The 10,823-nt window shown below is 71.2% G+C and carries 7 protein-coding genes; 2 read left to right on the forward strand and 5 right to left on the reverse strand.

The features are described from left to right. Window positions 1–89: 89 nt before the first annotated feature. Window positions 90–1,994, forward strand: coding sequence for an elongation factor G (locus tag ACZ6TI_RS40610; protein ID WP_465350590.1), 1,905 nt, complete (start codon window positions 90–92; stop codon window positions 1,992–1,994). A gap of 44 nt (window positions 1,995–2,038) precedes the next feature. Here ACZ6TI_RS40610 and ACZ6TI_RS40615 read toward each other — a convergent pair whose 3' ends face one another. The 5 genes from ACZ6TI_RS40615 to ACZ6TI_RS40635 all read right to left on the reverse strand — a co-directional run bounded on the left by ACZ6TI_RS40615 (window position 2,039) and on the right by ACZ6TI_RS40635 (window position 9,993). Next, the gene (locus ACZ6TI_RS40615) at window positions 2,039–3,310 is read right to left on the reverse strand and encodes a M48 family metallopeptidase (RefSeq protein WP_465350591.1); all 1,272 of its coding nucleotides are present in this window, start codon (window positions 3,308–3,310) and stop codon (window positions 2,039–2,041) included. Between the two features lie 51 nt (window positions 3,311–3,361). Next, window positions 3,362–6,451: an ExeM/NucH family extracellular endonuclease gene (locus ACZ6TI_RS40620; protein ID WP_465350592.1), complete on the reverse strand. Its 3,090-nt coding sequence runs from the start codon at window positions 6,449–6,451 to the stop codon at window positions 3,362–3,364. Window positions 6,452–6,578: 127 nt separating this feature from the next. Further along, on the reverse strand, window positions 6,579–7,379 hold the full coding sequence (locus ACZ6TI_RS40625) for an HAD family hydrolase (protein ID WP_465350593.1): 801 nt from the start codon (window positions 7,377–7,379) through the stop codon (window positions 6,579–6,581). An 11-nt stretch (window positions 7,380–7,390) separates the two neighbouring features. Further along, a complete protein-coding gene (locus ACZ6TI_RS40630; protein WP_465350594.1) occupies window positions 7,391–9,391 on the reverse strand; it encodes a galactose oxidase-like domain-containing protein in 2,001 nt (666 codons plus the stop codon). A 290-nt stretch (window positions 9,392–9,681) separates the two neighbouring features. Next, a complete protein-coding gene (locus ACZ6TI_RS40635; protein WP_465350595.1) occupies window positions 9,682–9,993 on the reverse strand; it encodes a hypothetical protein in 312 nt (103 codons plus the stop codon). A gap of 392 nt (window positions 9,994–10,385) precedes the next feature. On the opposite strand from ACZ6TI_RS40635, the gene ACZ6TI_RS40640 reads away from it, so the two are divergent. Further along, on the forward strand, window positions 10,386–10,823 hold a 438-nt coding region (locus ACZ6TI_RS40640; protein ID WP_465350596.1), incomplete at its 3' end, for a hypothetical protein.

Raw genomic sequence — 10,823 nt, forward strand, 5'->3', positions numbered from 1 at the left:
CCCTGACCGCGTGCCGATGAATGGTTGCGGGGTCAGGGGTGTCGCACGTCCTCCTTTTCCCGATCATCTCGTGAAAGGGCCTTGCGGCCATGCGCGAAAGACTTCGTAACCTCGGCATCCTCGCCCACGTCGACGCGGGCAAGACCACCCTGACCGAACGGATCCTCTATGCCACCGGCGCCACCTACAAGACCGGCGAGGTGCATCACGGGAACACCGTTACCGACTTCGACCCCCAGGAGCGCGACCGCGGCATCACCATCTTCGCGGCCGCGGTCTCCTGCCGATGGAAGGACCATGACCTCAACCTGATCGACACCCCGGGCCACGTCGACTTCGCCGACGAGGTCGAGCGATCGTTGCGCGTGCTGGACGGCGCGGTGGCGGTGTTCGACGCCGTCGCCGGGGTCGAGCCGCAGTCCGAATCGGTGTGGCGTCAGGCCGACCGGCATCGGGTGCCGCGGATCGCGTTCGTGAACAAGCTCGACCGCGCGGGCGCCGATCTGGCCGCCGCGGCCGCGTCCATCCAGGACCGGCTGCGGGTCACGCCGCTGCTCGTCCAGCACGCGGTAGGCACCGAGGGCGACTTCACCGGAGTCGTCGACCTCGTGCACCTTCCGGCGTCCGCGCCCGCCGAGGCGGTCGCCGGCCGCCGGCGGCTGGAGGAGTCGGTCGCGGAGCTGCATCCGGGCGCGTTCACCGAGTTCTGTACGGCGGGGCAGCTCGCCGACGACACCCTGGTCGCCGCACTGCGGGACATCACGCGCACCGGCGCCGGTGTGGTGGTGCTCTGCGGATCGGCATACCGGAACATCGGCGTGGCGGCCCTGCTGGACGCGGTGGTCGCCTATCTGCCGGCGCCCGCGGGCGATCCGGCGGCGGCGCTGGCCGCGCTGGTGTTCAAGGTGCACACGGCGCCGACCGGCCGGTTGACGTTCCTGCGCGTCTATCAGGGCACGCTGCGCAAGGGCGCGCAGGTGCTCGACGCCGGCGCCGGGCGCACCGAGCGGGTCGGCCGGATCCTGCGCGTGCAGGCCGACCGGCACACCGACGTCGACCGGGCGGTCGCCGGTGACATCGTCGCCGTGATCGGCGTCAAGGCGGCCCGGACGGGTGCGACCCTGTGCGCACCCGGCACCCCGGTGCTGCTGGAACCGCCGCGCTCGGCGGAACCGGTGGTGTCGATCGCGGTCGAGGCGAAGACCGGCACGGACACCGACCGGATGGTGTCCGGGCTGGCCGGGCTGGTCGAGCAGGACCCGTCGCTCAGCGTGCGGACCGACGCCGAGACCGGGCAGACCGTGTTGTCCGGGCAGGGCGAGCTGCATCTGGAGGTGGCCATCGAGAAGCTGCGGCAGAACGGGCTCACCCTCTCGGTGGGCCGGCCCCGGGTCTCCTATCGGGAGACGGTCGTGACCGGGGTGAGCGGGCTGGTCTACCGGCACGTCAAGCAGGACGGCGGCGCCGGGCAGTTCGCTCACGTCGTGCTGGACGTCGAACCGCTGGCCGGCGGCGACTTCGCGTTCGCGTCGGCGGTCACCGGCGGCCGGGTGCCGCGCGAGTTCGTCCGTGCCGTCGAGGCCGGCTGCCGCGAGGCACTGGCCGAGGGTCCGCTGGGTGGCCACCCGGTGACCGGGCTGCGGGTCACCCTGGTCGACGGGGCGACCCATCCGAAGGACTCGTCGGAGCTCGCGTTCCGGGCGGCCGGCAAGCTCGGCCTCCGGGCAGCGCTGGCGCGGTGCGTGCTGGTGCTGCTCGAGCCGGTCGTGGAGCTCACCGCGACGGTGCCCGACGACGCGGTCGGTGCGGTGCTCGGCGACCTGGCCGCACGCCGCGGGCAGGTGACCGGCACGCAGATGCGGGCCGGCACGGCGGTGGTGACCGCCGCGGTGCCGCTGGCCGAGTTGTTCGGCTACGCGACGCGGCTCCGCGGGCGTACCCATGGTCGTGGGGCCTTCACCACCCGGCCCGACGGCTATCAACCGGCGGCCTGACGAAGAAAGGTCGCGGCATCCCTGCCCGGGATGCCGCGACCCCCTCACTCGACGACGTGGTGCAGCATCGTGCGGTGCAGCGCCTCGGCGTAGGGCCGAATCTCGCGCTCGATGGCGGCGGCCTCGTCGGCAGTGAGCACGACCGCGGGCGCCGCGGTCGGTTGCGTGGCCAGCCACTGGTGCCGCCGGCCGGGTGCGGGGTGCGAGGCGAACAGCGAGGCCGTCGTTCGCGTCGAAAGCTGGCGCCAGGCTGAGGTCGCAGCCGCCTCGCGGTCCTGCACCGCACGCAGCATGCGGCGCCAGGTCACCGCGGCCTCGTCCTTCGGCACGTGGTGCTGCACGAACCCGGTCAGCATCGGCAGCATGGCCAGCACGTCCATCGCCTCCATCGCCGCCGCGCTGCCGGCCGCCCGCGCCGACACCGCGTCCGCGCGCGATTCCACCGCCCGGTCGTCGCGCGCGGCCACCGCGTTGATGCTCAGGTGCACGGCGAACAGCAACCACGACAATAGCCCGCCGGTCAGCTGCCAGGCCAGCAGCCAGACCAGGTGGAAGCCGGGACCGAGTTCGAGCGCGGACACCCGCGGCGGGCGGATCAGCCGGGAGAGCCGGCCGAACGTGCTGCGGGCCGGTTGGGTGAGCCAGCCGCGCAGATTGTCGTCCTGCTGCAGATGGCCGAGCTCGTGCGCCAGCAGGGCGACGACCTGCTGCGGTTGCAGGGCCAGCAGCAGCGGCACGCCTAGCCGCAGCACCTTCCGCCGCCGGAAGCCCACGGTGGACACGTCCGCGTTCCAGTCGAAGTCGATCAGCAGCACGTCCGGCCGCGGCGTCCGCAGCTCGGCGGCGATCCGGTCGATCAGCGCGTGCAGGCCCGGCGCCTGCCGAGTCTCGACCCGGTAGCTGCTCTTGAGCATCGGCCGCAGCCGCCCGAACCGGGGCCGCAGCAGAACCGCGAGGAAGATCAGCAGCAGCCCGGAGACGAACGGCCAGAACGAACCGCCCGCCACCAGCAGCCAGACGCCGAAGCCGAGCGCCGCGACCGCCGCGAGGGTGATCGCGGCGGACAGCCCGGCCAGCAGCCAGAAGTCGCGTCCGTAACCGTCGAGCCCGGTCGGCGACTGCGCGAGCCGCAGGTCGGACCGGAACCCGGCACGCTGGTCCGCCGCCTCGATGCGCCGCCAGAACCAGCTGGCGTGCGGATCCTCCGGGAAGTGCCCGAGGTTCCACTCACACGCGCCGCACCACGGGTCTTCGTCGGGCAGCGAGGTGAGCGCGGATCCACAGTCCGGGCAGAGGTCCACAATGGTCGTCGACACGGCGGTAATGATGGGGCAAGGCGACCCGTACGCGCGACCCCGTTATGGCCCTCAGCTGAGCAGCCGCCACGGGCCCCACGGCTGGCCCGGCGTCTGGTTGCGGGTCCACCACCGGGCCACGTACCGATGTCCCTGATGGACCACGACGTCGCCGGTGGTGAAGACGCGTGACGGGGTCCAGACCGCCGTGCCGTCCGGCGCGGTCACGATCTGCTGCCACGGACCGTAGGGGTCGCCCGGTTTCTGGTTCAGCGTCCACCACAGCGCCGTCCAGGTGGATCCCTGATAGGTCACCGTGTCGCCGGCGGTGTAGACCTTTCCGGCGCTCCAGGCCGGCGTCGACGGCAGGTTCAGCCCGACGATCACCGGGTCGTGGTCGGAGGCCGCGAACGGGTCGTCGCCGTTGAACAGCAGCGTGGCGTTGTAGTTGTAGCGGCTGTACGAGTACGCCACCGCCTCCTGCGCGTTGATCTGCCACACGTCCGCGCCGGTCACCAGCGCGCGGGCGGCCGGGTTGGCCAGCACGTGGTCGAGTGACCCCTGCATGCTGTTGAAGGAGTACGTCCACTCCTTCGGGTCATAGGCGCTGCCCAGATCGGTGTAGCCGGCGGTGTAGAGGACCTGCATCGGATCCTCGTGGGTGTACGCGTTGAAGTCGCCGACCAGGAAGATGCGGTTCGTGCCGAGCGCCGCCGCCGTCTGCGTGGCGAACGCGTCGACGAGCTGCGCCTCCCGCACCCGGGTGGCGTTGAACGCGCCCTGGTTCACCGCCGGCGACGACGTGTCCTCGAGGTCGCCGTCGTAGAGCGGGGTGCCGCTGCCCTTGGACTTCCAGTGGTTGGTGACCACCAGGAACGCGTCGGTGTCGCTCGCGCCGGCCTTCTTGAAGCCCTGCGCCAGCGGCTCGCGGGCGATGGAGAACGGCTCGCCCGCGTCCGACTCGGTGGTGAGCACGGTGGACGGCCCGACCGGGGTGACCGCCGCGGGCTGGTAGATGAACGCCGAGCGGATCACGTCTTCCTGCGCGATCGTCGGCAGTTGGTCGGCCGGCGGCGACGGCACGTACGCCCACACCCGCGACCCGGCCGCGGCGTTGAGCGCGTCGACCAGCCCGGCCAGCGCGGTGTCGCGTGGCTCACCGAACTTCGCCGAGTTCTCGACCTCCTCCAGCGACACGATGCCGGCGTCGAGCCGGCTGATGCCGGTGACGATCTTCGCCTGCTGCCGCGCGAAGCTGGCGGCGTTCGCGGCGCCGCGCGGTCCGGCGCTGCGGTCGGTGCCGGTGCAGGTGTCCACCGCGATGGGGTTGCCGGCCCGGTCGTCGTGATAGGTGCAGGTGCCGAGGCCCCGGGCGACGTACACCTCGCCGGTGGTCGGGAAGTAGTTCTCCACGTTGAACGTGGCCAGGCTCGCGTTGCCGCCGACCGCGGCCGGTCGCTGGTTCACCGCGCGCCGGTCGCTGAACGTCGCCACCGCGGCGCCGTCGTCGATGACCTGCTGCCGCGGCTGGAAGTTCCACAGCGAGTTGCGGAACTCCAGGATCACCGGCTGGTGGAAGGTCACCGTCGCGCCGACGCTGACCGCGTTGGCCGGGGTGAGCCAGGGCAGCGGGCGGCCGGAGTTGGCGCTGCTGCTGAAGTTCAGGCTCGCGCCGTCGTCCAGGGTGACCATCCGGGCGGCGTTGGCCGCGACGGCGGCCTGCGCCTCCGGGCTGCCGGGCCGCCCGGCGTCGGTCGGCTGGCGCAGCGGGGTGTCCCCGGCGGCCAGGGTGAACGAGCCGAAGAAGTTCGTGTCGAAGTTGTCCGACACGGTGAAGGTGCCCTGCGGCGCGATCAGCTCGCCCTCGTGCGACTCCTTCTGGGCGTCCGTGGCGAGGTCGGACCACGGGATGGCGTCCGGGGTGACCGGCGGCAGCGCCGTGCCGAGCTTGGTGACCGACGGGCCGGTGAGCTCGGTCAGTCCGGCGAACTCCTGCACCCGGCCGGTGACCCGCACGCTGTCGCCGACGGCCACCTGACCGGCCGAGATGGACCCGAACACGAAGATCCCGTCGGAGGCGCCCGGGGTCTGGTCGGGGCCGCCCGTCTCCAGGAAGAACCCGTTGAAGCCACCGCTGGGGTAGACGGCGGTGACGACGCCTTCGGTGATCACGTTCTGGCCCGCGTACCCCGAAGTGTCGGTTGTGCCTTGAATCTCCGCGATCGACAGGACGGTGGGCGGGCCGGCGACGACGAAGCCGAAGGAGGCCGAGCCGCTGGCGCCGGTCGAGTCGGTCGCGGTCACCGTCACGGTCGAGGAGCCGGCGGTGGTCGGGGTGCCGGAGACGACGCCGGCCGCGGAGATCGCGAGGCCGGGCGGCAGATCAACCCCACCCCACGTGTACGGCGGGGAGCCGCCCGTGGCCGCGAGGGTCAGCGGCGCGATCGGCGTGCCGGCGACCGCGTTCTGGACGCCCGGGTTGGTCACCGCGACGCCGCCGGTGCCGCCGTCGGAGGCCGCGTTCTGCGGCGCCGGCGCGGCGACCTGGAAGTCGGCCGAGTTGACGTCGGTGTCCGCCCCGGACGCCGATCGCTGGTAGCTGAGCACGATGGAGTTGCCGGTCGGCGCGGTGCCCTCGGGCGAGTTGCTGGTGCCCCACCCGATCTTGTCGATCACCGCGGCGTCGGTCGGCAGCACGCCGGTCGGGCTGGCCGCGATGTAGAGCGTGCCGCCGCCCGCACCCGGGTTGACGCTGCCGCCGGTGCTGAGATCGGCCGCGGGCAGCGGTTCCCCGGGGTTGGCCGCGCCGTTGCCAGGCAGCTGAACGAGGAAGTGACCGTGCGCGGCGACCGTGCCGGACAGCGCGAACACCTGCGAGCCGCCGGGCACGACGGTGCTGGTCGGCGCACGGTATTGCAGCGTGTCGCCGGTCAGCGGGACGGCACTCGACGTCGGGTTGAAGAGCTCGACGAACTTGTTGGCGAACGCCGAGCCGGCCGAACCGCCGTTGACGTAGACCTCGCTGATCACCAGGCCGGTGCCGGCCGGATTGGCGAGCGCCGGGACGGACGACAACGGGCCGAGAACGGCCGCCAACGACAACGACAGAGCGCCGATGGCGACTCGTCGAATGAGCACACGGGACACAGACCAGGCGGGCATTCGCACAGGCTAGAGCACCGTCGTCGATGAACAATCAGCTCTGACACGTGCCCGACGTGACCGTTCGGCCAATGTTGCGTTCGGACCGCCGCGGCCGAAATGGTGCAGACCGAGCGCGGTGATCGGCTCACAGACCTAGCCGGGCGAGCCCTTTCGCGAAGCCGTCCTCGGCGGCGGTCGCGGTGGTGAAGGTGGCGGCGGCACGCACCGCGGGGTGCGCGTTGCCGACCGCCACCGACCGCCCGCAGCAGGCGAACATCGGCAGGTCGTTGGGCATGTCGCCGAAGGCGACGGCTTCCTCCGGAGTGCGACCGAGCAGAACCAATGCCTGCCGTACGCCGGAGGCCTTGTCGACGCCCGACGGACCGATGTCCACCAGCCGATCCGCCGAATAGGTGAGGTTGAGCCGGGTGGCGAAGCCGGCCGCCGTCAGCCGGGCGATCAGCTCGTCCGGACTCACCGTCGCATGCCGGATCACCGCGGCGAACGCCGGCCGGCCGACTAGCGCGTCGAGCTCGGCCAACCGCCACCGTTCGCGGGGCGGCCGGCCGCGCAGCTCGAGATAGGCCGCCGTCATGCCCTGGCCGTCGGCGTCGAACACCGACATCCCGGCGCCGGGCAGCGCCCGCACGAAGGCGGCGATGTCCCGCAGGTCGGCGGCGGCGATGGTCTCCTCCCAGAGCGTCTCGCCGGTCGCCGGGACCCAGCCGCGGGCGCCGCCGTTACCCACCGCCAGCGCGAGGTGATCGGCGAACGCGCCGAGCCTGCCCACCCCGGCCGGGGTGCGCGCGGTGACCGCGACCAGCGGGACGCCCAGCGCCCGCAGCCGATCCGCCGCCGCCAGGGTGGCCGGGGTGATCACGTCGTCGGCCGGGACGACAGTGCCGTCGAGATCGGTGACCACGACACGGCACGGGACCTCCACCATGTGTCGAAACGCTACCGCGTCCACTTCTGCAGCGCGTTGCCGTTGCAGGTGGTGAGCTGGATGGCCGCCTTGGTGACCGAGGACGCCGCGGCCAGGCACAGGGTGGTCTTCCCGATCGGCCGGATCGTGCCGTCCGCGCCGAACTGCCAGGTCTGCGCGAGCGTGCTGTTGCACCCGTACATCCAGATCCGGCGGCCGTTGGTGTACGTGCTCGACGGCACGTCGAGGCAGTTGCCCATGATCCGCAGCGTGTTGTCGTCGGGCAGCAGGGTCAGCGCCTGCGCCTTGGACGCGTTGCAGGTGTACGCCTGCAGATAGGTCTTCGCGGCGGTGGCGGACGACGGGACGTCGATGCACCGGCCGGTGTTGTTCCGGACCGGGCTCAGCACCGGCGCGGGCCCCTTGGCCACCTGCACCGTCTTCGCCACCGAGGGGACGCCGGCGCTGTCCACCACGAAGAGCAGGTAGAAGCCGGGCGGCGCCACGCCCCCGTTCGGTGGGCCGGTGACGGTCAGCGTCGTGCCGGACGTCGTGAACTTCAGCGGCACGTACCGCTGGCCCTGGTCGACACCGTGCGTGGCGTCGCCGAGCCCGACCAGCGCGACCTTCCGGATGCCCGCCGCCTGACCGGAGGTGATCGTGAAGTTCGACCGGATGCCGACGGAGGCCGGCGCCGTGGAGATGACCGGCCGTTCAGCGAGTTCGCCGCTGCCGTCCTTCTCGAAGAGGTACGGCGGGCTGAAGTACTCGATGTTCTTCTCCAGGTAGCCGACGTCCATGCAGGCGCCGCAGATGCCCCCGCCGCCGGTCATCACCCGCCCGTCCGGCAGCAGCGCGGCCGTCGAGTGGTACTGCCGGATCCGCGCCGCGCCGGCCAGCACGGTCCACTGGCCGGTGGCCGGATCCCAGCGCTCGGCCGCGGTCGCGGCATTGTTCAGGTCGACCAGCGGTGACGTCGCCGTGCTGGTCAGGCCGCCGGTGGCCAGCACCGAACCGTCGGCGAGCAGGGTCGCGTTGAGCTGCCGCCGGCCGGTCGCCATCGATCCGGTCGCCGCGACCGACGGGTTGAGCCCGGCGCCGCTGTTGACGGTCACGGCGGTGCCGGTGGGCGGTTTGCCGCCACCGACCACGACGGACCTGCCGATGTCATAGGTGGCGTAGCTGCCGTAGTCGCGGTAGATGTCGTCCCGCGTCCGGGTCGCGGTGATCACCCCGTTTCCCGAGGTGACGACGGTGTACGCCGCCGTATACGGCCCGATCAGCCCGAGCTGGGCGTCCGGGCGTGAGCCCATGAACGGGTAGACCCGCCCGCCGTACTGGGTGAAGCCCGTGAGCGCGCGGATGTCCCCGTTCGTCTGGTAGACCTCGGCGGTCGCCGGGCCGCCACCGACGATGGCCTCCTCGCCGTTCGCCAGCTCCGCCACCGACGGATACCAGCGCGCGGCGGCCATGTCCTTGCCCCGGGTCCAGGTCTCGTTCTGCCAATTGAAGACATATGTCCGGACCGTGCCCTGAAGTTGCGCATTGGCATTTCCGCCGGCGATCAGGATGTTGCCGTTGCTCAAATGCGCGAAGCCCGCACAGAAGATGTTGGTGCCCTGCAGATCGACTCGCTTATATGTATTGTCGACCGGGTTCCAGATCATCGCCCGGGTGAAGCTGTGGTCCGTATAGGATTCGGCCGCATCGTCCCCCACGGAATCCCAGATCAGCACCTTGCCATTGGGCAGCACCGCGGTGAAGACCGGCACGACCGGGGTGTCGACGACCGGGCTCCACGCGCCCGACAGCCCGGGGTCGGCGGCCACGGCGACCCCGGCGCGGGACGTTCCCGGGCGCACGCCGGTGGTGCGCTGGATCCGCGCCGCGGTGTCGGCGGTCTGCTTCTCGATCACCCGCATCGGGGTGCCGACCAGGTCCTGAGCCATGTGCTCCGGGCCGTCGTCGTGGTCCGTCGAGTGGACGTGGACGTGCGCCGCGGCCGGCCCCGCAGGGGAGTCGACGGTGGACATGCCGAGCGAAAGCAGTGCCGAAACGAGTCCAGAAATGATCAGTCCGCGACGAATACGCATAATGCCTTTTCCCCCGGCGCGAAGGCGATGGGAACAGCGTAGGACGAATGTCGATGTTTCTGTTGCGCCATTCGGCCGACGCTCACGGCCGAACGGGCGGGCATATCGGAAACGCTATTCGTGCGCTGCCTGAAATGCCTGGACAAAGCATAATTCGATTGGCTCGATCGGACGTCCCGGGCGTCGTGGACATGGACTGGTTTCCGGATCAGCGTCCGGGAGCACCCCGTTCACCGATTGAGGTGGGCGAGCTTCTCGGGATTACCTACGGCCCTGATCGCGTGGACCAGCCAACCGTCGCTCTCCAGACCGATCGCGGCTATGACCTGTCCCGTCACCGACAAAAGGACGCCGGGTTGACCGTTGATGTCGGCGACGGCGACGGCGACGGCGACGGCGAAGTCGGCGCCGGCGCTGAAGAGGGAGCGTGCGAGGACGACCGACACCAGCTCCGCCCCGACCTGGGGGCCATGGGGCGCGCCGGCGATGCGTCCGCCCGAGTCGAACTCACCGACCACGTCGGGCGCGAGGACCGCGGTCATGGAGCACGAAGGCAACCCGCTCGGCAGGGGTCAATGTGTGGAGCACGGCCAACAGCGCCGTTCGGACGCTGTCATCGAGTGTCACCCGGTCAGCAGGGTTGATGGCCGCGGTGTCGACCAGCGGCTCCGGCAACCAGGGGCCGACGTACTTGCGACGAGTTGCGCTTGCCCGGAGTATGTCCAAGCACACCCGTCCCGCTCCTGTGGAAGGGCCTGATTCAGGAACTCGCCCCCACCCATCGGTGCATCACGCTCGATGGCCCCGGCTCGGGACTCTCCAACGCGCACCGGCATCCCTCGCGACGGCCTCTGCCGCGATCAGCGAACTCGTCGAGCAGCTCGATCTCCGCGACGTCACACTGGTGGTCCACGACACCGGAGGGTGGGCAGCGTTGGCCGCCGTCGGCTCCCGGCCCGGCCTTGCCGAGCGTGTCTGCCGGCTCGTGGCCATCAACACCTTCGGCTGGCGACCCCGAGGCATCCTGCGCCTCGCGCTGCTGATCATGGGCTCGATCCTCATCCGCGAGATCATGGCCTGGACCGGCTTCCTCGCCTGGGCGAGCGCGACTCGCTTCGGCGTCGGACGGCACTTCGACAAGGCCACCAAGAAGGCGTGGCGCCAGTGCCTGCGCGACCGTTCCAGGCGGCGGTTCGTGCATCGCATGTTCACCGACGCCGCGCGTGACCAGACCGTCGTTCGCGGGGCCGAACTGGGTCTGGGGGGGAGCGCCGCCCAAACCCCACCCACCATGGTCGGTCCGTTTTGTGACTCCCTCCCCCTTCTCCACGGATGGAGAAAAACCCAGCCCGACGCGAAAGAACTCCCCCTC

Source organism: Actinoplanes sp. NPDC051388 (assembly GCF_055586225.1).